The organism is Vibrio sp. B183, assembly GCF_000740665.1.
Taxonomy (GTDB): Bacteria; Pseudomonadota; Gammaproteobacteria; order Enterobacterales; family Vibrionaceae; genus Vibrio; species Vibrio coralliilyticus.
The window spans coordinates 152,239-176,405 of the sequence record NZ_JPQB01000007.1 but is presented as its reverse complement, the minus strand read 5'-3'; the positions used below and the strand labels follow the sequence as shown (position 1 = coordinate 176,405).

Here is a 24,167-nt window from a genome sequence, read left to right as displayed (position 1 = left end):
AATGACTATTGTGGTAAGTCGTACTTATGAAGCATAGCTTGTTGATGACCTGCAATTTCTGCAACTTGTTCTGAATTTTCAACCATTGATTCAAGTTGAAGTTTAGTTTGCTCTCCCTGTTCCGATACATGAGCGATGGACTGGCTTACATCCGCTGTTGCCCGCTCCTGTTCTTCCGTCGCTACAGTAATTTGCTCCACTCGAAGACGTATCTGATTAACCGCTTTCTCAATGTTTTCAAAGGTACTTTTTACTTGTTCACTGGACTCAAGAGCGAAAGTCATTTCCTCACGGCTAGCTGAAACTGCACTACGCGATTTCTCGGCAGCAGCAACCAATTCGCTCATGCGGTCGCGGATGTTTGACGTCTGTTGTGATGTATCGCTGGCCAGTTTACGTACTTCATCAGCAACCACGGCAAACCCTCTCCCTTGCTCTCCTGCTCGTGCAGCTTCAATAGCAGCATTGAGCGCCAATAAATTCGTATTTTCTGCAATACCGGAAATCATATCGACCATTTCACGAATCTGCTTCACTCGATTGTCCAACTCAATCATGGAGTGTTCATTCATGTTAAGTGTGTCTTCTAAAGATTGAAGCCTGACTTGATTCAGCTCGATGACTTTCACCCCATTTCCAGAATACTCTGCCGCTTGTTGGGATTCACTGTATGACTCGTTGGTCACGGTTGCGATTTCTTTTATCGATGCTTCGAGTTGCGTGACTGTCTCAACCATGCTTGTGAGGGATTCATTCTGACGTGCCAAGCTCAGATTAGATTGCTCCGCTGCATCATGACTAATTTCCGCTGTTTGATATAACGTCTCGCAGTTTCTCGTCACCGTCGAGATAGAACCACGGGTTGACTCGATAACCTGATTCAGTTTGCGCGCCACTTCTTTCATTTCAAATGGTCCGAGCAAAGTAACCGTGTTGGTAAAGTCATGCTCAGTTAGCCTATTAAGATTACCAGTGATGTTTTTCAAGCCTCGATTAATCCAAGTTCGTAAAGAAGCCCAAGAAACAACAATAATAGCGACCAACACCAGACTACTAATAATCAGTATCGTATTGATAGAGTATATAGTGTTGCTAACGACACGTTTACTGTCATCGATTAGCGCTTCTGCTGTCTGGGAAATGTTGTTAAGCAGTTGGATGGTGTCATTGGCCAAAATCGCCGCTTGGGAAAGCTGTGCGCTCTGATTTTGTGCCAGTTCCAATTTTTTCAAAATTTGCTTTAGCACCCCTGACTCAGAAAACCCATTTTGGACCATATCGTATGGGGCAATTAAACTCGCAAACTCTTTAACCTCGGGGTGCCATTCTGAAAAGTCATCGAACGCTAGATTGATCCCAGCAATACGATTACGCATTTCCTTGTACTCTTGCATTGCTTTGTCTTGATCCGTTTGCATCATCAAAACTAGAAATGTACTTTCCATAGAGCTCGCGCTGGCAATAAATCGATTCGCAGCATCTGAAGATTCAGGGTTATCAACGGCAAGAAAGGAACTGATTCGATTCATTTCTGGTCCGATTGAGCTCAAGCCATAACGGAATTCTGTCACTTGTGAATCTATACTCCCCTGCATTGTCAGTAACGACTTCTGAGCTGAAAGTATTCTGTTGGTTAAATCAGATAACGCTTCGATATTCTCTCTAAGTTCTAATTCTTGCTGTTGCGATATGGCTTGATTGAATTCCGAGGAAATCGCAAAGACTTGTTCCACTAACGTCGACGTTTCATCCGAACTGTTAACGGTTTGTTCCTTGATTCTATTCAAGCCCTCAATATCGCTAACTTGAGAGCCGTAGCCGAGTTGCTTAACTTGTTCCAGAATGGCTTGTGTGAGCTTTGCATTGGTCATTGCAAGAGGAAGGGCCTGATCGGAAAGCGTCTCAAATTGAGCTCCAACTCTCTCAATCCCTTTAATACTGGTGACAGATAATCCAATGACCAGTATGGTTATCGTTAAGAATACAGCACTGATAGTTTGAATGAGCGAGAGTGAAAAACTCGTCTTTTGCTTAGGCATAATTTTGAACCGACATCATACAAAAGTTTAATCAGTGTGCGATTCTATTTAGATAATATTACATACAAATGTCATTAAGAGGTGAAATAGACGCCATGAATAGAGTTGCGCCGCAATTTTCAATCGCTTTGTTAATTCTCCTCTTAGCAGGATGCTCAAGTTCCCCTTCCTCAACAGACTTCAATACCTTAGATAGTGGTAAAAATATCTCTTCGTATGAAAAAGGTGTGCAACAAGAGTTTCTTGAAGTCTATAAGGATTGGAAGGGAGTCCCCTATCGCCTAGGGGGCAACAATTACAACGGTATTGATTGTTCCGCTTTTGTTCAAGTAGCTTACAGAGACGTCCTGAACATCCACTTACCCCGCACCACATTGGCACAGGTAAGCATCGGAAACGAGCTGAGTTATGAACGAGTTCAAGTGGGAGATTTAGCCTTTTTCAAAACATCAAGAAAGGTTCGTCATGTAGGCGTGTATATTGGTAACAAGCAATTTATGCATGCTTCAACATCAAAAGGCGTTATAATTTCTAGGCTTGACAATCCCTATTGGGCTTCGAAATTCTGGCATTTCAGACGGGTTGCCACGCCGCCTGTGGTGAATTGAAATCAGTCGTATTTGGCGACTGCGGAATCAAATAGATTTTTGACCAGTGCGATATACTCATCAAGGAATGTTATCTGATCATTGGTTGCAGGTTTAGCCCACACACCCGCTAACACCTCTCCTAAATCTTCTACAACTGAATCTGCTTCCTTAAGCAATTGGAAGCGAACACTAGAGTGCAGTTCTGGGTTCTGCTCAAAAATGGCCATGATGTTACTCGCTACCATATCGGTAACGACATCTTCGACACTTTCAGCACCCGTGTCTCCATCGTCAGATGAAAAGACATCAAGATTAAAAGCCAGATGCTCAATAAGTGCTAGGTAGCCATCGGTTTCAACAACCACTGTCGTTCTCCATTCATTATTCTACTTTCGAGTCACTATCTAATACTAAGACATATCAATGAGTTTTCACAACTCAACTCGACTCGGACGCTGATAAAATTCAAAAGTTGTTTATACCTTAGTTGAAGAGTTTGGTTTAATTTCCAACTTATTGCTTTGAACTAGGATCAACTTTTATCAGGCTAAACTATTTTACGAGCTTATAGGCTCTAACCAGATATGACAAAGTTCACAAATTGATAAGCCCAATGAATCCGCCCACTAAATGATTGAATTTTTTGCAGTCTGATTCAGAATTAACCAATTCCTTATTCTACAATGTTAATACTCAACTGCGGAAACGGATCTTGATATGTGGCAAGCCATAACTGAGCAACTGTCTGAAGCATTAATGTTTTCTTTTGATATTGTCGAAAAAAACCGCTTACATGGCGGTGATATCAGTGACTGCTACATGATAAGTGATGGAGAGCAGCGCTACTTTGTGAAAGTCAATCTGCGAGACTTTTACGCTAAGTTTGAAATAGAAGCGGAAAACATCCGAATTTTACGTGAGAGTTCCACCGTTTTCGTACCGGAACATATTCTTACTGGAAAGAGTAAAGAACATGCCTTCCTGATTCTGAACTATCTCCCTACTAAACCACTCGATGACAGCAGTAACAGTTACAAATTTGGCCAGCAGCTTGCCAAACTCCACCAATGGGGAGAACAGAAAGAGTATGGGTTTGATCAAGATAACTTTATTGGTTCCACCTTACAGCCCAATAAGTGGGACCGAAAATGGGGGCGTTTCTTTGCTGAACAACGAATTGGCTGGCAACTTCAGCTAATGAAAGAGAAAGGAGTCACTCTGGTTGATATCGGTGATTTTACCCATCTAGTAAAGGACAGGTTAGGTAACCATAACCCTCGTCCATCTTTGCTGCACGGTGACCTCTGGCATGGTAACGCAGCCAACTCAGTATTTGGCCCCATTTGCTACGACCCTTCCTGTTACTGGGGAGATCGAGAGTGCGACATTGCGATGACCGAACTTTTTGAAGGGTTCCAGCCAGAATTCTATCAAGGCTATGAGAGCGTGCTACCGCTAGATCTTGCTTATAGTGAACGTAAAGATATTTACAACCTTTATCACCTACTCAACCACTATAATCAGTTTGGTGGACATTACTTAGATCAATGCGAACGCTTAATCAACAAAATACTCACATACTAATTTGTAGGAATTTTCTTATTTAACAATAAATTAAAATCATTCAATCGAAAAATTTTCAATCCAAATCAAAACACCGAGCCCAGCCTTGGTGTTTTTTATTAACTATCTCAAACTTTGTACTTAATTTACGTCTATTACTAACTTAACGACTTAAGATTAATTTGTCGGAGCCAATAATAACGGATTGAACATACTCAAAGCGTGACCAAGTAAGTCACGGGTATGTAAGGCTTGGGCATTGATCTCATCAAAGACGTAAGGAAGAGAGCTATGCGAAAATACACAGAGAAAAGAGTTACCTGCCCCCATTGTGGGCACTCCATTGGTATCACGTTAGATGCAACGAATGGTAGCCAGAATTTTTACGACGACTGTCCTGCCTGTTGCAACGCCATCCACCTCAGTATGATGGTTAACGAACAGTTGGACGAAATCGAACTCTCAATTGATGCCGACGATGAACAAATTTTTTAAAAAGCGCCGAAAGGCGCTTTTCTATTTCTCTATGCTCAAAGCATCTCTTTAGCTGCTAGAACACGCTCGACTGAATCCACGATAGCCTGAGTCTGAGGATCAATTTCGACATTCACTTTGTCACCTTGCTGGCGCTGACCAAACAATGTTCTCTGTAAGGTTTCCGGAATTAAATGGACGGAGAAGCGATTACCTTCAACTTCACCAATGGTAAGCGAACAACCATCTAACCCAATGAAGCCTTTCGCCAATACATACCTCATCATGTTCTCAGGTAACTCAAGCCAAACCGTCCTATTGTTCGGTGTATCGATCACTTCAACAATTTCACTCACCATGGAAATATGTCCAGACATGGTATGACCGCCAATCTCGTCACCAAACTTGGCAGCGCGTTCAATGTTAACCGAACGACCAACCTCCAGCTCACCAAGATTGGTTAGCTTTAAAGTAGACTGTATCAGATCGAAAGAAACGTGTTCTCCATCGATTTTTGTTACGGTCAGACAACAACCGTTATGCGCCACCGATGCACCTATAGATAACCCTTGACCCATTGATGAATTCAATCGAATTACATGAGTTTGAAACGACTCTTTCTTCTCGATAGCGATGACTTCCGCCATTCCCTGAACAATTCCAGTAAACATTGCAAATTCCAACAGTTTTTCGTGGAGGTTAGTGTGACATTTAATTATCATTTAGCACAACAGCACCATGTATAAATTATCGATAACAATGGTGTTCACCTCTTTGATTTTCGTGTTGATTCCATAATTTGATTCTGCAGAAGTCAAAGCATCTTTGCTTTCATTGGAGTTTTTACGTGCATCGTTATAAACAAGAAGCGAATAAGCTGATCAAATTGGCCACGCCAGTACTGATTGCTTCCGTCGCGCAGACAGGCATGAGCTTCGTCGATACTGTCATGGCAGGCGGTGTCAGTGCGACCGATATGGCTGCTGTATCCATTGCATCAAGTATCTGGCTACCTTCAATACTATTTGGCGTTGGCCTGCTCATGGCCTTGGTCCCAGTTGTCGCTCAACTCAATGGATCAGGCCGACAGGTTAAGATTCCGTTTGAGATTCAACAAGGTGCCGCAATGGCATTGCTCATCTCTATACCCATTATTGGCGTGCTTTTTCAGACTCAAAATATAATGGGTTTGATGAATGTCGAGCAGTTAATGGCTGAAAAAACCAACGGTTACATGCATGCTGTCATTTACGCTGTGCCCGCCTTTTTGCTTTTCCAAACCTTGCGCAGTTTTACTGATGGTATGTCACTCACCAAGCCCGCAATGGTCATTGGTTTCATTGGGCTGCTGTTTAATATCCCGCTAAACTGGATTTTTGTTTACGGTAAATTTGGTGCTCCTGCGCTGGGCGGTGTGGGTTGTGGTGTCGCAACAGCCATCGTTTATTGGCTAATGTTGTTTATGTTGCTGTTCTATGTCGTGACATCCAAACGTGTTGCCCATATCAATCTGTTCGGCCAATTCCACAAGCCTCAGCTAAAACCTCTTGTTCGTTTATTCAAGCTAGGCTTTCCAGTAGCAGCCGCGTTATTCTTTGAAGTTACCCTATTTGCTGTCGTTGCACTCTTCGTTGCCCCACTCGGCTCGCTGATTGTCGCAGCGCACCAGGTTGCGATTAACTTTTCGTCGTTAGTCTTTATGCTGCCAATGAGCATTGGTGCAGCGACCAGCATTCGTGTTGGCCACAGCCTTGGAGAGAACAATGTAGAAGGGGCTGCAATCGCATCTCGTGTAGGTGTCATCGTCGCTGTGTTACTGGCCTTATCCACTGCACTATTTACAGTTCTGTTCAGAGAACAAGTGGCATTGCTTTACACTGACAATCGCGCTGTTATAGAGATTGCTTTGCAATTGCTGCTATTTGCTGCCATCTACCAGGTAACGGATGCCGTGCAAGTCGTTGCGGCTGGTGCCTTGAGGGGATACAAAGACATGGCCGCAATATTCAACCGTACTTTTATCGCCTATTGGATTCTAGGCCTCCCGATTGGCTATGTTTTAGGAATGACAGATTGGATTGTTGAGCCTATGGGCGCTCATGGCTTCTGGATGGGTTTCATTATCGGTCTTTCATCAGCTGCAATCATGCTTGGTCTGAGACTGCGTTGGATGCATAGACAACCTGATGATATCCAATTGGAATTTTCCTCTAAATAACCCAAAAAGGTCAGCTATGCTGACCTTTTTTGCATTTACTTCGTAGACTAATAACAAACCTTGATTGTTTCCTTATTTATCACACCTATGCGTATCTTTATTGTTTTGCTATCACTCTTGTCCCTTTCTGCTTGTGATTTTATCAAGAGTCCAATGGACGCCAGTTTGGACACCTATTTAGCCCGTATCGCCAATGTCCAAGATAGACCAGCGATACCAATGCCGGATAACGTCAATGTCTTACTGCCCACGAAACGAGAACTGCATATTACTATCCCTAGTATCAGCATAGGACTACTCGACAGTTATGAGCTTCGAAAATGCGGTTTATTCAATCTTGTTGCAGAGAAAAACTCGGTATTAGGAAAGATTCAGGACCAATTTCGAAATTTCGATTACCAACTCCAAGTGAGTTACGGCATAGAGCGCTGCTTAATGAGCCCAGATATATCCTCTGCACTTAAAACACAACTAGCTTCAATCCAACAACAGAAGCTCAAACAATTACCAGCGCACTTTACCAATTTGGTGTTTTCAAGTGACGCAATGCGTAATCAACTAGAAGCGACGGGATGGTTATCCGTCGATCAAGGTAGAGGAAGCACTCAAGTCATACAAGCGCTCGATCAAATAGATTCCGGATTTTCAGCTAGCAAAACACTGGATTACACCAGCACTTTAAACGCACTAACACCCTACCAGGAAGTCTTAGAAAAAAACGCAGTTTTAGGCCCGCTCAGCTATTCAATGCTCAACGCTGGAAACAAGTTGAGCGTCATCACTCAACAACTAAAAGCTCACGATGAGGCTATCCTATGCGGTCAGGGAAGAAATACAACTAAATTTCGCTATCTCAGAAACGTGTTTAACGAGTTTTTCATTGGTCAAATACAGCCATACCTCGCCAAAATCGATAGCATTTACAATGAACTGAACCCTTTAATAGATTTTGTTGATACAAGCCACGCCAATTACCAATACCCGATTAAGCAATATCACCAAGCTTTCAGAGCTGCTACAAAAGAGCATATTGAGTATTGGCAAGCCTTGTTCAAACGTTGTGGAGCATCCCCTACTCGCTAGTATATTCTGGCCTTTCTCTCATATAGCGCGCAAATTTAGGAATACCGTTTTGCGTATAGCCATTGTATCTAAATGTAATGATTGAACCGAGCTTAGGGGGCTGGCGCCGCTGCTCATCAGTAAAGCCACTACCTATATAAAATTCTATACCTGAATCCAGCTGGATAAGTAACGCCCCCATCTGCCCGCTGTACTTTCCCTTACCAACTTTGTAGCCAACAACTAAGCCTTCTGCGTCCTGATGCTTCTTCATCTTCAGCAAGTCACTACTACGACCAGCCTGATAACGACTGGTCACCTTCCTTAACATCAACCCTTCGCCTTTTTGCTCGCTGACGTTGTCTAAGTAATGAAAGAGCTCCTGCTCAGAGCGAATCGGCGTATGCTCGACTAACTTGATGTGTGGCGCACCAATTGAGTCAACCAAATATCGAATATTGTAGTAACGCTTTTGATAGTCTCCCGCCGCTTGCGGCATATCAAAAAGCATAAAATCAATCCGCTTCCAAGACAGTTCAACGGGTACTTTATCTAAAACCGTCTGTTGGACAATATGGAACTTTCCTCTCCCCGCCCATAGCTCTCCCTCGACGGCATAGCTCGGTAGAGGTTTAATGAACCAATCAGGCGCATGTATGACTTTACCATTGCGTGTAGTTAATTGAGTTCCATCCCAAATAGCACGAATACCATCTAGCTTTTCACTTTTCCAGTAATCCTCAATATTCGTTCCATACTCGTAGTCATTAGCCTGAACCAAAGGCATATAACTCAAAGAATGACTCTCTGACCAAGCGTTGCAAGATATAGCAACAGCAATCGCGACACTGGTTAACTTAATTTGCATCCCTAACTCCAGACATTTCCATCCGAAGTGATTCTCAAGGCTCGATGCATAAGTTCAATCAATGCCAGCTAACAATACGAGTAACCTCAAAAGTTCTTTCCTCCTACAGATGTATCAGTTACAGCCTCCAGCGCCATTTTTCATTTGTAGACATGATTCTCAGTCTGAGAAAACACGTTTCTCAAATTGAGAAACGTAAGAACCATCAACTTAACCAATTGATTTTAAAGTGCATATTTTTTGGCACACAAAGTGCCTTATCTAAGAAAACTATCTGAGGAGATATCGTCATGGAACTACGTAAAATTGAACTAACGAATGAAATTCTTACCCTTCAAATTGATGGCAACTTAGATGCTGACGGCAGTCGATACGCTCAACAACATATTGACGAAATTATCGCTGATCAACATGGCGAAGTTGAAATTGATTTCCGCAATGTTCGTTTTCTTGATTCTTCAGGTGTTGGTGCACTGGTTTACCTATACAAACGTCTAGTCGAGCGTGAGCGTCAGATGCGCATCGAGAATGTCACTGGCCAACCACTTGAAATCATCAATCTGCTTCGTATCGACAAAGCAATCCCGGTGAACTCTCGCACTCACTAAAACAATAAACGAGATTTCACCCACTAACAGAGGAAGTTGGCATGGTTAATTACATCAAACACATAGCCCTAATTGTACCTATAGTAAGCTCGATTGGCTGTAGCAGTTACCCCGAAGAGGGTCGCGGAGGCCTTGCTGAACAGTACATCCAGTCTAATTTCACTCCAGTCATGCCAGACGAGCCTCTTGGCCCAGAACATGGCCTGCGCTTCGATTGGCAATTAGCAAAACTTCACCTCGATGCACTCATTCGTGAAGGTGCTCGATGGTGTTTCCCGGCAGCTGTCGTTCAGGCTCTTGAAAAACAGAATCGAATTGCAAGGGAACTAGAAGGTGGGTTGTTGTTAGACGCCGCGAACGACATCGTTATTCAGCGTAAACGCCTGGATGAACTTGAGAGGCAGCTTGATTATGTGACATCTCAAGCTAAATGTGTCCCACCACATGATGAGTTTTCTTTCCAACAACAATTGGCAATCATCGACAAGCTCTACAACCTGCTAAACGTTGATAATCAGTTTGCGTTCAATTCTACGGAAGTGAACCCCAAATATATGGGTCACCTTGCCCAAGCAGCCAACATTCTGCGAGAGCATAAGTCACTAAACCTAACCGTCACTGGTCATGCCGATTCGGTTGGCGATGAACTCCAGAACCAGCAGCTCGCAATGGGCAGAGCAAAACAAGTGAAACGCTACCTGACCATTTTTGGCCTTGAGCCGAAAAGAATAGAAGCAAAATCGCTTGGTGAATCCCTACCTCTTTTCGAAGGTGAATCAGACGGAGTTCGACTCACAAACCGTAGGGTTAGCATCGAAGTCGTTGAAACCAACGAGCTAGCAGAAAACAAGTTGAATGGAGGCTATTATCATGTGGAATAAACTCATATTAATCACCCTAGCATTCCTGTTTGCAGCTTCCGTAAGTGCCGAGGTGGAACGAGTTCAAGTCGGTGACATGATTCAGGTGAATCTACCAGGCGAAGAAACATTAAATAAAGGATTCCAAGTTGATAAACGAGGCCGAATCAACCTACCTGAAGTTGGTGCGCTATACGTCGCAGGATATACAGAGAGCCAGCTTCAGCAGTCAGTCCTAAATGCACTAAGCAAAGTTTATCGAGATCTCTCTACTGCATCGGTTTACATCTCAGAGCAGCAAGTTCTTATCTCTATTCAGGGGTACGTAAACTCACCCGGCGAATACACTTTATCGAAAAGTGCAGATGTTCAAATGGCAATTCACGCTGCTGGTGGATTACGTTCAGGTGCGCAGTTAAATAATCTGCTTCTTAAGCGCGGCAAAGACAAATTTCCTTTTAATTACAAAAGCTTTTTAGATACAGGTGATGAGTCCCTGCTACCTAAACTCAAATCTCTAGACACTATATTTGTACCAGCTTCCCCCTTGGTGGGTAACATCGAGCAACAGTTTGATGCCAGTAAGTTAGCTAATTCTGGTGATAGTGCTGACAACAGAACTGCGATCAAGGTATTTGGTGAAGTAAATGCACCGGGTTCTTTCACTTTCAAAAATACTGCAGATTTGGTTGATATCCTCATGCGCGCCGGCGGCGTGACACGTTACGCTTCTGTGGAACAGATCCGGGTTATCAGCAACAACAAGCCTCAGATTTTCAATCTGAAAGAGTATTTAGACAGTGGGGACACTTCTCTGCTTCCTAACCTTCAACCAGGCACTACGATTTTCGTCCCTAAGCAGGAAGAGGAAATCCGCGCAGGTTCGAACGTTATCTACATCATGGGTGAAGTGAAGAGCCCTGGTGCCTACGAAGGTAAAAAAGGCGCTTCTTTTATGGACATTCTGGCCAACGCTGGCGGTCCAACCCGTTACGCAGAATCTCGTCAAATTCGCCTTATCAAAGCGAATGGGCAAGTTATCAAGTTTGATTTAACGGCTTACACAGAAGGTTTGACTACCAAAGCTCCACCTCAAATCAATCCCGGTGATGCGATATTTGTTCCGGAGAAAACCGACATGAATGAGAAGTCGTGGCTAAAAATCTCGCCAGACCGTGCTGTCAATGTCATTGGTGAAGTGGTTCGCCCAGGACGCATCGAATGGTCTGATGAAATGGACATGATGCACCTGCTGGCACATGTTGGAGGGCCAACTCTCCGAGCCGACACGTCAAAAATAGAAGTGGTAACACCTAACGGAAAAATGAAAACGTTCAATCTGGACGAGTTCATTTTAAACGGAGCACCTATGGCGGAGCTGCCTGTCATCAGCGCTGGCACTATTATTCGTGTTCACGATTTACCTCAAGATCCATCTGACAACAAATCACAATGGGTACGTCAAAGCTCTGATGCTTCTATATACGTCTTCGGTCAGGTTAATGCTCCTGGTCGCTACCGCTTTACAAAAGAAATGCATTTTCTGGACATCCTGTCTGCAGCTGATGGTCCAACTAAAGATGCCGATATCCATAACATCAAAATCACTCACAGAGACAAAACCTATTCAAAAGTTAGCAAACTTAACTTGTCCCTGTATTTCGAAACTGGGGATGAGAGCCTTCTACCAAAGATAACCATGGGTGACACCATTTACATCCCTGAGAAAGATAAGATTTGGTTGGATACTAGCAAAGAATCAACAGTTCGAGTGCTGGGTGCAGTTAACAGCCCTGGTCGCTATGTCTTTGATGACAACATGACGATTCTGGACATTCTAGCTGAAGCTGGTGGCCCCTCTGAGCGTGCATATTTGGAAAAGATTTCAATCGTCAATATGTCCTGCTGCCAAGGACAGGCTCGTACCTTTGACCTAATAGACTTCAGCAAAACTGCCAATATTTATAAGCTTCCAGTGCTTCGTGCAGGTGACACGATTTACATCCCAGACCGCAGCGAAAGCATTCTTGAGAGAGCACGAGTAGGCCTTGAAGACATCCTACGATTGACAACCACCATCGTATTGATAGGAGCGCTGTAATGATTATTCCTGCAACATTAACCGAGGTAGAGCAAATCTACCTCGCGGCCGAACTGGCCGAGGCGCGTTCAGTTTGTCTCACAGGCTGCAATTCAGGTGACGGCGTCACGTCAATTGCTTCTGCTTTGGCGGAAAGATACTTACTCGGTGGGCATAAAACACTTCTGGTGGATCTGAACTTATTCCATCCTGCGTTTGAACCTGCACTAGTCAACGCTGACCAGGGTGATGACATAGGTATGTTACTGGAACATAAATCATCCCACCAGCTTTTCACCGGCTTACCTGTGCCGGAACAGACTTCGACGCTTCTAGCTTATAAAGATCCAAGTGTTTTGAGCAACTCAGTAGATAAATGGTTACAGCACTACGATAGAGTAATTTGCGACACCTCGCCTCTGCTTCATGTAAACCGAGGGAATATCCCCGCTCAAGTCGTCGCCAGCGCATGTGACCAAACAGTATTAGTGGTCATGGGAGGGAAAACATCAACCGGTCAAATCCAGAAATCACAAGAGCTCCTCCAAAGCCCGAAAATCTCACTACTAGGCTCCATCTTGAACTTGAAGAACCAAGCAACGCTGGGGCAGGAAATGGCGAGAGAGATAAGAAGACTGAGGTTTCTTCCTCAATCATGGAGAGAAAAATGGGCACAAAAACTCCTTACTAACGAGTTTCTGGCTCATTCAGCCTAAGGATTGATTATGAAAAAATTTACTTATCTTGCTCTGCTTACACTACTTTCGACGTCCTTACACGCTGAATCAATTACTTTTGGTGTCGTTCCCCAGCACTCTGCGAGCAAGCTTGCTAAACAATGGGCCCCTATCATCGAATACCTTTCCGAAAGAACAGGAAAAAAGATCATATTTAGCACAGCATCTGACATTCCAACGTTCGAACAACGGCTGAAAAACGGGGAGTATGATCTCGCTTATATGAACCCCTACCATTACACCGTTTTCAGCGAATTGCGTGGCTACAAAGCGATTGCAAAAGCTAAAGACAAACGGCTTAAAGGTATCATTGTCGTCCGCAAAGACAGTGATATTTCTCAACCTGAACAACTGCAAAATGCAGAACTTGCTTTCCCCTCACCTGCGGCCTTCGCGGCAACTGTATTGACTCAGGCCTATCTGAAACAAAGCAACATAACGTTTGAGCCGTCTTACGTATCATCTCATGATTCCGTCTACTTAGCTGTCGCGAAAGGCTTCTTCCCCGCAGGTGGCGGAATAATAAGAACCTATATGGCGTTACCTGAGGAAACTCGTGATCAACTGACTCCGATTTGGACCACCAAAGGGTATACACCCCACGCTATCGCAGCTCACCCCAATCTCGATAGCAACGTGAAAAGCAAAATTCAACAAGCGCTTATAGAGTTTGACGGCTCCCTAGAAGGCCTCGCTCATCTGGAGAAACTTAAGCTCAAGGGTTTTATTTCGGCACAAGATAGCGATTGGAATGACGTTAGAGCGCTCAACATAACACTATTGGATTAGTCATCGACGGGAGTACCTTGCTATGTCATTTAGAATGAAAACCATACTTGGGATCGCCTTTATTGAGGTCGTTATGTTGGTAGCGCTCACATTCAGCGCAATGAGCTTTCTCTCCAACTCAAATGAAAAACAACTTATCCAACGAGCCAACTCAACTGCTTCCATGTTCGCCCACGCAGCCAAGGATGCAATGATCTCTACCGACATTGCGACTCTGGATGACTTGGTAAAAGAATTTATGACCATAGAAGACATCGCATACATTAGGGTAATGCGTGGTGATAAAGAGCTCTCATGTGATGGGGATAAAGCGCTGCTACAACGAATGATGTCTGTTGATTACAGATTAGATTCCGTCAATGATGGAATCTTCGACACTCAGGTTCAGGTCACTAGCGGAGGTGCAAACTATGGCACTATAGACATTGGTTTCGAAGTCTCCGCCATCAACTCTATGTTGACCAGCGCCCAGAAAGCAATAATAGGTATTGCTTCCATCGAAGTCGTATTGGTAGCAATCTTTTCGTTCTTCCTAGGCACCTACTTAACCAAAAGCTTGGTCAAGCTTATAGAGGCAGCGAATACCGTTAGTCAACAAGGGCCTGGTTTCCAGCTTAATGATCAGTCTAAAGACGAGTTGGGGGACGTAGCACGAGCATTTGATGACATGTCTGTAAAACTCGAAAAAAGCTATCATGATCTTAAGAGCGCTCGCTTCGAAGCAGAACAGGCAAACGATTCAAAAAGCCGCTTCTTAGCCTCGATGTCACACGAAATTCGTACACCGATGAACGGTGTGTTGGGCATTTTGAACATTCTTGAAGAATCAAAACTCTCTCGTGAACAGAAAAAACTAGTCAACACAGCGACTGAGTCAGGCCAATTCCTCCTTAGTATCATCAATGACATTTTGGATTTCACGCGAATGGAGTCCAACACACTACGATTAGAACACAAGCCGTTTAATTTTCGTCAATGTGTCAAAAATGTTGTTGAAACATTTCAACCATCAGCGAAAGTCCGCTCTCTTGACTTGAACTGTATTCTTGATGGTTCAGTACCCGCCAATGTACAAGGCGATGAAAACCGCGTTAAACAGATCCTTCACAACTTGATTGGTAATGCAATGAAGTTCACCAAAGAAGGCAGCGTGACAATTCAGGTACACGCAGACACCCATGAAGGAAATCAAGTCAAAATAGTTTGCAAAGTCATAGACACCGGTGTCGGCATCAACCACAGCGCAATGGATTATCTGTTTGATGAGTTCACCATGGTCGATCAAACCTATTCTAGAAGTCAGGAAGGCTCCGGGCTGGGTCTTGCGATATGCAAACGCCTATGTGAGTTGATGGACGGCTACATTGAGGCAGAGAGTACGCCATCAATTGGCAGCACTTTCTCCTTTTCAATCAAACTGGAACTCGCAGACCAACTCATTAGCTCAACTCACCAGAGCCAAAACAATACCGAATTGCTGGTATCAGATGCCAGCATATTAGTGGCAGAAGACAACAAAGCGAACCAATTGGTGATAAGAGAGATGTTTAAGCGCATGGGGCTCTCGATGGACATCGCAGAAAATGGTCGTCGTGCCATCGAGATGGTCGAACAATACCATTACGATCTTATCTTTATGGACATATCTATGCCGGAGATGGACGGAATGGAGACCTGCAGAGCCATACGTTCAATGACTGATGAGAAGACATGTCAGATACCTATCATTGCATTGACAGCCCACTCTTTATCTGGAGATAAAGAGCAGTTCCTTGATGCAGGGATGAACGACTATTTGTCAAAACCGATTCGCTTGTCACAACTAATTGAAAAAATTAATCTATTCTTAAGTGATGGCGCGATCAACTCTGCTGAAAAATCTGATAATTTAGAGAGTGAATCGCAAACTCTTACGCAGGCTGTAATCAATCATTCTATGAATCAGGACATACAAGTGGATTTAGAACTCGTCGACGAAGAAGTCTTAGAGCAAATGATAGAAGACACAAGTGCTGATGTTCTTCCGATGCTAATTGATCATTACATCGAAGAATCTAATGAGCGCTTAAGAAAGATTTATCAAGCAATGGAAGACCGAGACAAAGAAACGCTAGAGTTTGAAAGCCACACATTAGGCAGCTCTTCTCTAGCGTTAGGAAATCGAGTCTTGTCCAATCTTGCACGAAAGATTGAGTGTATGTGTTTGGAGAATCATGAACAACAAGCATTTGAACTCTCTGAAGAATTAAAAGAGCTAGCTGAAAAATCACTCGCTGCTCTTGAATATAGAAAAACGCTGGGCTTCATCGAACCAGCTGGCTAGATACAACAAGGATGACGTCACATGAGAGCAAAAGTACTACTGATTGAAGACTCCACATCTCTGGCAGTCCTTTACAAACAGTACGTAAAAGATGAAGCGTTTGACCTGTTTCATGTTGAAACAGGTCGTGATGCCAAAGCATTCATAGAACGAAACGTACCACAACTTGTGATTTTAGATCTCAAGCTTCCGGACATGAACGGCGAAGATATCCTTGACTGGATCAACGAGAATCAAGTACCAACCTCGGTCGTCGTTGCAACCGCACACGGTTCCGTGGATATCGCGGTCAGCTTACTCCAGAAAGGGGCTAAAGACTTTCTCGAAAAGCCGATTCAAGCAGACCGACTCAAAACGTCGATAAATCTCCACTTACAGCAAGCTAAACTCGAACACTTAGTCGAAGATATCGAAGCGAAATTCGACAGAAATCGCTTCCATGGATTCATCGGCTCTTGTCTACCTATGCAGGGCGTATACAAAATCATCGACTCTGTTGCACCAACAACAGCGAGTGTCTTCATCATTGGAGAAAGCGGCACCGGTAAAGAAGTGTGCGCAGAAGCAATTCACAAAGAAAGTAAACGAAACGATAAACCTTTTATCGCCATCAACTGTGGTGCTATTCCTAAAGATCTTATGGAAAGCGAAATTTTTGGCCATGTTAAAGGTGCATTCACAGGAGCGACTACGGACAGAAAAGGCGCGGCATCTTTAGCTCATGGAGGAACGCTCTTCCTTGATGAACTATGTGAGATGGAGCTGGAAATGCAGAAGAAACTGCTACGTTTCCTGCAGACAGGTACTTTCACCCCACTTGGGGGTTCGAAAGAAATGAAGGTCGATGTACGGATAATCTGCGCCACCAACCGTGACCCATTGCTAGAAGTTGAAGAAGGCCGATTCCGAGAAGACTTGTATTACCGTGTTCATGTTGTGCCGATTGAGATGCCTCCTTTGAGAGAGCGTGGGAATGACATCGCAACGCTAGCGACTCATTTCCTTAAGCTGTTCGCTAAAGAAGACGGTAAGAAGTTCAATGGTATCAACCGAGACGCTGAATCTTTGCTCAAGCACTACTCCTGGCCCGGTAATGTGAGACAGCTGCAAAATGTCATTCGCAATATAGTTGTTCTCAACGACGAATCAAAGCTCTCTGTCGCTCACCTGCCTGATCAGATTTCAAAAAGTAATAAATCGGCTAAGCCCAGAGCAGCCCAAGCAGCAATCCGCTATGAAGCTCCTGCGCAAGCGTCACCAGTAGAAGCGGCGGATGCGGCATTACAAGCATCAACTCCAGTGATTGAGAGTGTTAACACACAAAGTTCTACGCCGGTAACAATACGTCCAATGTGGCAGGTAGAGAGAGAAACCATTCAGCAAGCCATTGATTTTTGTGATGGTAATGTCCTCAACGCAGCGGTATTACTCGAGTTGAGCCCATCAACCGTTTATCGTAAAAAACAGGCTTGGGAAGCCGAAGAAGATGAGCAGCAATACGCGGATTGATGTTTGGCTAGTCATCGATAGCCTGACGTTTGGCGGCATTGAAACCTACGTGCTTGAGCTCGCTAAAGGGCTCAAGCATCACAACACAAGTGTTGAGGTGTTGCTGGTAAAACGGTATCAACAGCGTTCTCCCCTCGTAGAAAAACTAGAAAAAGAAGCGATCCCTTACCAGTACTTATCTGACCTGGCCACTCAACCTTTGTTCGCACTTATCCAAAAAATTAAACATTCACCAACAACTCTTATCCATGCTCATGGGTACAAAGCTAGTCTGCTGTCTAAATGTGCACGTGTTTTGACTGGAGCCAAACAAATAACCACCTATCACGCTGGCGAAACACCAACAGGTAAAGTCTGGGCTTATGATTTTATCGACCGCTACACGGCGCTTATTTCTACGCTCTCAATTGCCGTCAGTGAGAAAGTGAGCCAAAAGATCCCTGCTACCACCCTTAGGTTGAATAATTTCATTGATGATTCAAAAGCCAGTGTAAGCACAGGAGAGCAGATCGCCTTTGTTGGTCGCCTAAGCCATGAAAAAGGACCGGACAGGTTCATTCGATGCGCTAAAAGCCGCCCAGATTTATCCTTTCACATCTATGGCTCAGGTCCGTTAGAAGCAGAGATTTCTCAATTAGCGCCGCAAAATGTTCAACTCCATGGTCATCAAAGCAACATGGATTTGGTTTGGGGACACATAGGCGTACTTATCATTTGCTCTCGATTTGAAGGTTTGCCTATGGCGGCGCTTGAAGCCATGTCCAGAGGGTGTATTGTCATCGCGTTAAAGGTTGGAGATCTTCCTAAACTGATTACCAGTGGTCAGAATGGATATTTGGTCGATACGGCTGCTCAGATTGCTGATGTTTTACGAACTTTAGAACAGTTAACAGACGACGAAAGACAAAAGATATCTCAGCAAGCGATTTGCACAGTTCGAGAACAATTTTCCTCTTCTGCAGTCATTCCTAAATTGCTACAACTCTACAAAAAATCTGGTCGTCAATCTGATTCTCATATTGAGAAAAACACTCTCGTAAAATAGTTAATATTTTTTTTGTCTACTTTTCATAAAGTTAGCCAGCCTTAAATCTTGGCATCTCAATTGCGTTGTTCCTCGTATAAATGGCAAAGGGGAATAACAATGAAGAAAAAAATACTGTTTGTTCACTACGGAAATGACTGGATTCGCGGAAGCGAGCAGTGCCTCATTGACCTAATGGAACAGTGCTCTGACCAGGGATTCTCTGTACATCTATGGACCAATAACTCTTCTTTGCACCGTTATGCCTTGCGTAACAACATCTCATCCGAAGCCGATGCATTCCCTCTCCTACTTGGATGGCTCGCCCCCAGATTCGATTTTCTAGGTTGGGGCTATCTGGTCCGTAAAGCTTGTAAAATCCTCCAAAGAGAAAGCATTGACGTCGTTCATGTCAACAGTGGAGCTCCATGTCAATGGATGGTACTCGCAGCCCGAATTAAACAGGTTCCAATGGTGACTCAGCTACACAGCCCCTATCCTGCAAGAGACCGATTAACACTAGGCCTGCATTTATCCCCACACATCATCTCTGTCAGTGAATATGTTGCCAGCCAGCTCAAATCTGAGGGGTACCCACGTGAGCATTTGTCAGTCATTCATAACGGATTGCATGTTTCTAAACTCAACGAGCAACAGACTGTCGAAACAAAAAAAGTACTCGGCATTAACGACGACGACTTCCTTTATGCGACAGTCGGTTCTCTAATTCACCGCAAAGGTATCGATCGGCTTATCGTAGCGTTAAGACATTTGAACTTTGAATATCCGAATACACACCTTTTAGTCATTGGCGACGGTCCACTCAGAAACGAGCTAGAGAAACACGCCAAGAAATTGTATTTGGAAAACAGGGTTCACTTTGTCGGTGAACAAAACAATGCAGTAGGTTGGTTGAAAGGCTGTGATGCCTTTGTAAGCGGTGCTAGAAGCGAAGCTTTTGGACTCGTTATTGCTGAAGCCGCTGTCGCCAAGATTCCAGTTGTAGCACCCTTTGAAGGCGGTATCCCAGAGTTTGTTCAACATGGTGAAACCGGTATTCTCTACCCCAACAGTGGTGTGGGCCCATTAAGCAAGGCCATGAGAGTATTAGTCGACAACCCTGACTTTGGGCGACAACTCGCCAGTAATGCCAGTGAACACATCGGAACCAAATTCAATGTTTCGCTATCAAGCCATCGTATCATCGGTGTTTACAAGAAAATTATGGTATCCCACCAACCTTCAGTCTCTTTCTGGCGCACATTTATCCCGCTAAAAACCTATTTGGCAAAGCGCATTGCTATGGGAGGTCAGCATGGTTAATTCAAACGTGACAAAAACATTGGTCTTCGATCCAATAACATTCAAAGGCGGATCAAAAATCGCCACTGTCGAAGCGTTAAGTTTGTGTCGAGCCGATATCAACCACTTTGTTATCGCCACAGCTGATGTGGAATTCTGGAAGAGCTGTAAGCTTACAGCATCACACTCAGTAGATATAGTTGCATTGCCTCTTATAAAACCATTGGCTAAGCAGCATTACGGCCTCCTATATTGGCTAAGCCAGTGTCATACCGCCTTATGCCTTCTATTTTTCTTGATCAAGTACAAGAGCATTGACAGAGCTATCGGCGCATCTGGGCCAGGTATGGACATGCCACTTTACATTGTAAAGTTATTAAAAAACATTGAATTAGTTCAGTTTATTCATGGACACGTTGGAAATTCAAGGTCTATCGGTTACTGCTTAACTGTTGCTGACAAAGTGTTTTATCTGCCCTCCTGCAGACCAAGTATTTCTGTCGCGCTGAGAACATATCTGGAGCGCAAAACATCCATAGAAGACTCAGGTTCCCTTGTGGAGATGTATTTGACGTCTCGCAAATACCATACCTTCGTTAACGGTTTACCCGAGGACAGATGGCCAACACGTTGCCAAACAGATTTCCCCGTCTGCTTTTGGGCTGCATCTTTATTAAAATGGAAAGGACTGGACTTGTTTGTCGAGGCACTTAAACATGCTGCACATATCAAACCAATCGCATCTAACATCTGTTACATCAGGCCCGTTGATACAGCCATTCCGACAAGTACCGCGCCTGTTGTAATTAAATACACGAATTGGTACCAAGACCCGCAAGAATTAGACACGATTAGAAGCCAATCCAACATCTTTGTTTCCACCAGCCACAAAGAACCGTTTGGTTTGTCCATTTTAGAAGCCTTAGCTGCGGGGATGTGTGTCGTTATCCCTCAAGATGGTTCTTACTGGGATAAACGCCTGACACACAATCTCAACTGCATCAAATATTTACCTGATGATGCTAACTCGTTGTGTGATGCCCTATTATATGCCGTTAAAGATCGCACCAACTTCAAACGCTGTATTGATAATGGAATGATGATTGCTGAAGAGTATAGAGCAGAACAGCGCTACTTAGACTTTGTTAAAACCATAGACCCTAATCCGTATCTGAAGCTATCTCGTGAGCCTAAACCTCAGAGCCACTAAGGAACATGTTATGCGACATAGAATATTGCAGTGGTTTAAACAAGACAACGTCACCAGTATGGCGCTCTATGCTCTGAGCCTGCTTATGATGAAAGGGACATCACTACTCATGCTCCCCTTCATGGCAAGTTACTTAACACCATCACAGTTTGGCCACCTTGAATTACTTTCTATCACCACTGTTTTTTTCAGCCTGATGGTCGGTTTAGCAATGCACGAAAATCTTTATCGCTTCATTGGTACGATAAAGGATGCATCAACTCGCTTTGCTCGAGTATGCGAATTGTACTCCAGTTCTTTTTCGACATCCTTGCTACTCGCAGGGGTATTATTCGCAGGTTATTTTGCCGTGTCTCATGCAGCGTTAACTATCAACACTGAACAAATGGCACTGATAACGATCGTAGTAATAGTTGAGGCCCCTCTCGCAATCTGCTTAGCTTGGTTAAGACTAAACAACAAGGCGGTAACTTTTTTCAAAATCAGTTTTGTTACTTTGCTCATTCAGGTCTCTCTGGTCATTTTGATACTCACCAACAATCCAGATGTTACTTTATTATTTAGCGTTGGCGTTCTGTGTGCTGTACTCCAGGTAACTTATCTCCATTTCCACAACAAGCTTTCTTTCAAACTGCCTACACTTGTTCACTACAAACGCTACGTCCAATACTCGTTCCCTTTGATGCTATCAGCCGCAGTTGCGTTTGGACTTTCTGGCGCAGAGCGATGGATCATTGCCGAAGCGCACACATTAGAAACCTTAGGTATCTATGCAGTTGCGGCCAAATTTGCCCTTGCGTTGGGGATTCTGATTCAACCTTTCCATATGTGGTGGATGCCAAAGCGCTTTGAAGTACTTGAAACTCTCGGCAAAGAAAAAGTCGCGCTTAACACTCAACACGGCATTATCGCTTTGTGCTTCCTGGGTGTCATTGTTATGTGGATGAGCCAATGTTTTATCAGCCTTGCGCTACCCACGGACTACCAATCTGCAGGTCAGCTTGTTGTTCTGTGTATCGTAATAATGTTGCTCAAAGAAATGGTAGAAATGCTCAATATCGGTGTGTTGTATGCAAAACAGACAAGCAAGCTTTTTATTATCAATATTGTTGCGACAACAGTGGCACTCGTCAGTGCTTGGCTGACTAAAGAAACAGGCGTAACAGCTATCTTACTCAGCCTGTGTATGGGCCAATTTATTCGCCTTACTTTGATATACCGCCTAAGCCAGTCACTATGCCATATTCCCTATCGGTATGGCGCATTGTTGGCGTTTGTCCTTATTAGTTCACTATTCACGATCAGTGGGTGGTTCAATCATTCATTAGAAACGGCTGGGGTAATGCTTGTATTGCAACCTATGGCGCTAATCGCATTGCTGCACAAACTAAGATTTATTTCACTTTCTGCAAGTTCTGTCCAAAAAGCTCATCGTCATAATCATGTGGAGCGTACGCTATGATGCATGCAGATAAGCTTTATCCGGCCGTCATTACCTCTGGAGTGTGTATCTTCATTGCACTGGTTTGGAAGCTCGTCCCTCATCCTGCTGTTGCAGTTGTGCTTAGCATGATGCCTCTTGGGATACTTTTCGTGCTAAACCAAACTTTTTGGTTGGTCAGCTTATTTGTCTTGTTTTCATTTTTCAGAATTCACGAAGCCATCCCTGCTCTTTACTCGCTAAAAATCCCTTTGTTACTTTCAGTCGGAGCCTTAAGTGCTCTGTTGTGGCATAGTTTAATCAGCAAGAATCTTCAGATGTTCTGGCATCAGAGCCTGACTTGGTTCGCAGTGTTTTGGCTGTTGGTGCTTGTTGGAGCCGTATTATCATCCAATCCCGGTTTAGCTATTACCTACTTCAAGTCGATCTATTGGAAGATCATCGTCATGACTCTGGCAATCGCATGGCTCGTAAATAGCGTTCAAAATGTCAAACGCATTAGTATTCTAATCGTATTAGCAGGAAGTCTGATTGCATTTGTAGCCCTATCCAACTCCATTAATGGCATTGGCCTCGTAGAAGGAACACGTGTCACCATTGGCCGTCAACTTGGTTCAGTTTTGGGTGACCCAAATGATTTGTCACTAGTGCTTATGTTCCCCCTTGCCTTTGCCATCAGTTTGATGACCACAAAAAATCTTGGCAGCGTTCGACTTCTAGGTTTAGTCGCTACGATATTGGCGTTGAGTGCTGTTATCGCAACCCAAAGCCGAGGTGGATTACTCGGATCAATGGCGGTATTCGGAATATTCGGCTTGCGTATTATACGTTCCAAATTTCTACTCGCGTTGATTGGAACTATTGGTTTACTTGTTCTGTTTGCAGCAGCGGGGATTTCTGACAGACAGTCAGGAGGCGCCGCTGAAGAAGGCATTGATGCTTCGGCGATGGGCCGGATCTATGCTTGGGAAGCGGCTTTTGGTATGGCTGTGGCCAATCCTTTAACAGGCGTTGGACTGAACAACTTCTACGCCAATTACTTTTTCTATAGCCCTCACTGGGATGGACTAAACCATGCCGTACATTCGACCTGGTTTGGTGTGCTTGCAGAAACAGGTTTCCTTGGCCTGTTAGTATTCATTGGGTGTATCTACTCACTGGTCAAAACCAGCAGACAAACGCTGTCACTTCTAGATGCAGTGCCAGATAATTACTCTCCTTACCTTCATGCAACAGCCGCGGCAGTATACGCTGGCATTATGGGGACAATCGTGTCGGGCACATTCCTCACTCAAGGCTTTACCTGGCCTATTTATATCCTTGCCGCTCTATGTATCGCCCTGAATCGTATTGTTCAAAACCATTCTCAAAATGAGAATACGCAGATAAGCGACAAGATTGATACATAACCAATTGTTTTTAATAAGTTTAATTTTTGGCACGTTACGTGTAACACCTCCTATTGAAATA

The 24,167-nt window shown here is 44.0% G+C and carries 21 protein-coding genes; 17 read left to right on the top strand and 4 right to left on the bottom strand.

Translation table 11 applies throughout. The annotated features are described in order from the left end of the window. Positions 1-5: 5 nt before the first annotated feature. On the bottom strand, positions 6-2,039 hold the full coding sequence (locus IX95_RS09545) for a methyl-accepting chemotaxis protein (protein ID WP_038159147.1): 2,034 nt from the start codon (positions 2,037-2,039) through the stop codon (positions 6-8). 95 nt (positions 2,040-2,134) lie between these two features. On the opposite strand from IX95_RS09545, the gene IX95_RS09540 reads away from it, so the two are divergent. Next, the gene (locus tag IX95_RS09540) at positions 2,135-2,647 is read left to right on the top strand and encodes an NlpC/P60 family protein (protein ID WP_038159145.1); all 513 of its coding nucleotides are present in this window, start codon (positions 2,135-2,137) and stop codon (positions 2,645-2,647) included. A 2-nt stretch (positions 2,648-2,649) separates the two neighbouring features. On the opposite strand, the gene IX95_RS09535 is transcribed toward IX95_RS09540, so the two are convergent. Continuing rightward, positions 2,650-2,994: a DUF3802 family protein gene (locus tag IX95_RS09535; protein ID WP_006962343.1), complete on the bottom strand. Its 345-nt coding sequence runs from the start codon at positions 2,992-2,994 to the stop codon at positions 2,650-2,652. A gap of 352 nt (positions 2,995-3,346) precedes the next feature. Between IX95_RS09535 and IX95_RS09530 the strand changes: the two genes are divergently transcribed. Together IX95_RS09530 and IX95_RS09525 are read left to right on the top strand one after the other, a co-directional pair. Next, a complete protein-coding gene (locus tag IX95_RS09530) occupies positions 3,347-4,213 on the top strand; it encodes a fructosamine kinase family protein (RefSeq protein WP_006962345.1) in 867 nt (288 codons plus the stop codon). Positions 4,214-4,483: 270 nt separating this feature from the next. Next, positions 4,484-4,687: a CPXCG motif-containing cysteine-rich protein gene (locus tag IX95_RS09525; protein WP_019276122.1), complete on the top strand. Its 204-nt coding sequence runs from the start codon at positions 4,484-4,486 to the stop codon at positions 4,685-4,687. A gap of 35 nt (positions 4,688-4,722) precedes the next feature. Here the strand turns inward: IX95_RS09525 and IX95_RS09520 are convergent, their stop codons facing one another. Further along, positions 4,723-5,337, bottom strand: a complete 615-nt coding sequence (locus tag IX95_RS09520) for a riboflavin synthase (RefSeq protein ID WP_038159142.1) — start codon at positions 5,335-5,337, stop codon at positions 4,723-4,725. Positions 5,338-5,513: 176 nt separating this feature from the next. Between IX95_RS09520 and IX95_RS09515 the strand changes: the two genes are divergently transcribed. Both IX95_RS09515 and IX95_RS09510 read left to right on the top strand, forming a co-directional pair. Then, positions 5,514-6,884 carry an MATE family efflux transporter gene (locus IX95_RS09515; protein ID WP_038159140.1) on the top strand — a complete coding sequence of 457 codons (1,371 nt, stop codon included), beginning with the start codon at positions 5,514-5,516 and terminating at the stop codon, positions 6,882-6,884. Positions 6,885-7,037: 153 nt separating this feature from the next. After that, positions 7,038-7,967 carry a DUF3080 domain-containing protein gene (locus IX95_RS09510; protein ID WP_038159138.1) on the top strand — a complete coding sequence of 310 codons (930 nt, stop codon included), beginning with the start codon at positions 7,038-7,040 and terminating at the stop codon, positions 7,965-7,967. On the opposite strand, the gene IX95_RS09505 is transcribed toward IX95_RS09510, so the two are convergent. Further along, positions 7,957-8,814, bottom strand: a complete 858-nt coding sequence (locus tag IX95_RS09505) for a DNA ligase (RefSeq protein WP_019276118.1) — start codon at positions 8,812-8,814, stop codon at positions 7,957-7,959. The two genes, IX95_RS09510 and IX95_RS09505, sit on opposite strands and share 11 nt — an antisense overlap. Before the next feature lie 290 nt (positions 8,815-9,104). Here IX95_RS09505 and IX95_RS09500 point away from each other — a divergent pair, with 290 nt between their 5' ends. The 12 genes from IX95_RS09500 (at position 9,105) to IX95_RS09445 (ending at position 24,106) form a co-directional block, all read left to right on the top strand. Next, a complete protein-coding gene (locus IX95_RS09500; protein ID WP_006962353.1) occupies positions 9,105-9,422 on the top strand; it encodes an STAS domain-containing protein in 318 nt (105 codons plus the stop codon). A 41-nt stretch (positions 9,423-9,463) separates the two neighbouring features. After that, complete coding sequence (locus IX95_RS09495; RefSeq protein ID WP_006962354.1) at positions 9,464-10,303, top strand: OmpA family protein; 840 nt, start codon at positions 9,464-9,466, stop codon at positions 10,301-10,303. Beyond that, positions 10,293-12,383 (top strand): SLBB domain-containing protein, encoded by a 2,091-nt coding sequence (locus IX95_RS09490; protein WP_038159136.1) that lies wholly within the window; start codon positions 10,293-10,295, stop codon positions 12,381-12,383. The genes IX95_RS09495 and IX95_RS09490 overlap by 11 nt, the downstream gene beginning before the upstream one ends. Beyond that, the gene (locus IX95_RS09485) at positions 12,383-13,078 is read left to right on the top strand and encodes a chromosome partitioning protein ParA (RefSeq protein ID WP_038159134.1); all 696 of its coding nucleotides are present in this window, start codon (positions 12,383-12,385) and stop codon (positions 13,076-13,078) included. Before IX95_RS09490 ends, IX95_RS09485 begins: the two co-directional genes overlap by 1 nt. A 9-nt stretch (positions 13,079-13,087) precedes the next feature. Then, complete coding sequence (locus tag IX95_RS09480) at positions 13,088-13,888, top strand: phosphate/phosphite/phosphonate ABC transporter substrate-binding protein (RefSeq protein ID WP_038159132.1); 801 nt, start codon at positions 13,088-13,090, stop codon at positions 13,886-13,888. A gap of 22 nt (positions 13,889-13,910) precedes the next feature. After that, positions 13,911-16,211 carry a response regulator gene (locus IX95_RS09475; RefSeq protein ID WP_038159130.1) on the top strand — a complete coding sequence of 767 codons (2,301 nt, stop codon included), beginning with the start codon at positions 13,911-13,913 and terminating at the stop codon, positions 16,209-16,211. A 21-nt stretch (positions 16,212-16,232) separates the two neighbouring features. After that, positions 16,233-17,720 carry a sigma-54-dependent transcriptional regulator gene (locus IX95_RS09470; RefSeq protein WP_038159128.1) on the top strand — a complete coding sequence of 496 codons (1,488 nt, stop codon included), beginning with the start codon at positions 16,233-16,235 and terminating at the stop codon, positions 17,718-17,720. After that, the gene (locus IX95_RS09465; protein WP_038159126.1) at positions 17,698-18,765 is read left to right on the top strand and encodes a glycosyltransferase family 4 protein; all 1,068 of its coding nucleotides are present in this window, start codon (positions 17,698-17,700) and stop codon (positions 18,763-18,765) included. The genes IX95_RS09470 and IX95_RS09465 overlap by 23 nt, the downstream gene beginning before the upstream one ends. 99 nt (positions 18,766-18,864) lie before the next feature. Then, positions 18,865-20,067 carry a glycosyltransferase gene (locus IX95_RS09460; protein WP_038159125.1) on the top strand — a complete coding sequence of 401 codons (1,203 nt, stop codon included), beginning with the start codon at positions 18,865-18,867 and terminating at the stop codon, positions 20,065-20,067. Beyond that, positions 20,060-21,256, top strand: a complete 1,197-nt coding sequence (locus IX95_RS09455) for a glycosyltransferase (protein ID WP_038159123.1) — start codon at positions 20,060-20,062, stop codon at positions 21,254-21,256. Before IX95_RS09460 ends, IX95_RS09455 begins: the two co-directional genes overlap by 8 nt. A gap of 10 nt (positions 21,257-21,266) precedes the next feature. Then, positions 21,267-22,718, top strand: coding sequence for a lipopolysaccharide biosynthesis protein (locus tag IX95_RS09450; RefSeq protein WP_038159121.1), 1,452 nt, complete (start codon positions 21,267-21,269; stop codon positions 22,716-22,718). Continuing rightward, positions 22,715-24,106: an O-antigen ligase family protein gene (locus IX95_RS09445; protein WP_038159120.1), complete on the top strand. Its 1,392-nt coding sequence runs from the start codon at positions 22,715-22,717 to the stop codon at positions 24,104-24,106. Before IX95_RS09450 ends, IX95_RS09445 begins: the two co-directional genes overlap by 4 nt. The last annotated feature ends 61 nt before the right edge of the window (positions 24,107-24,167 follow it).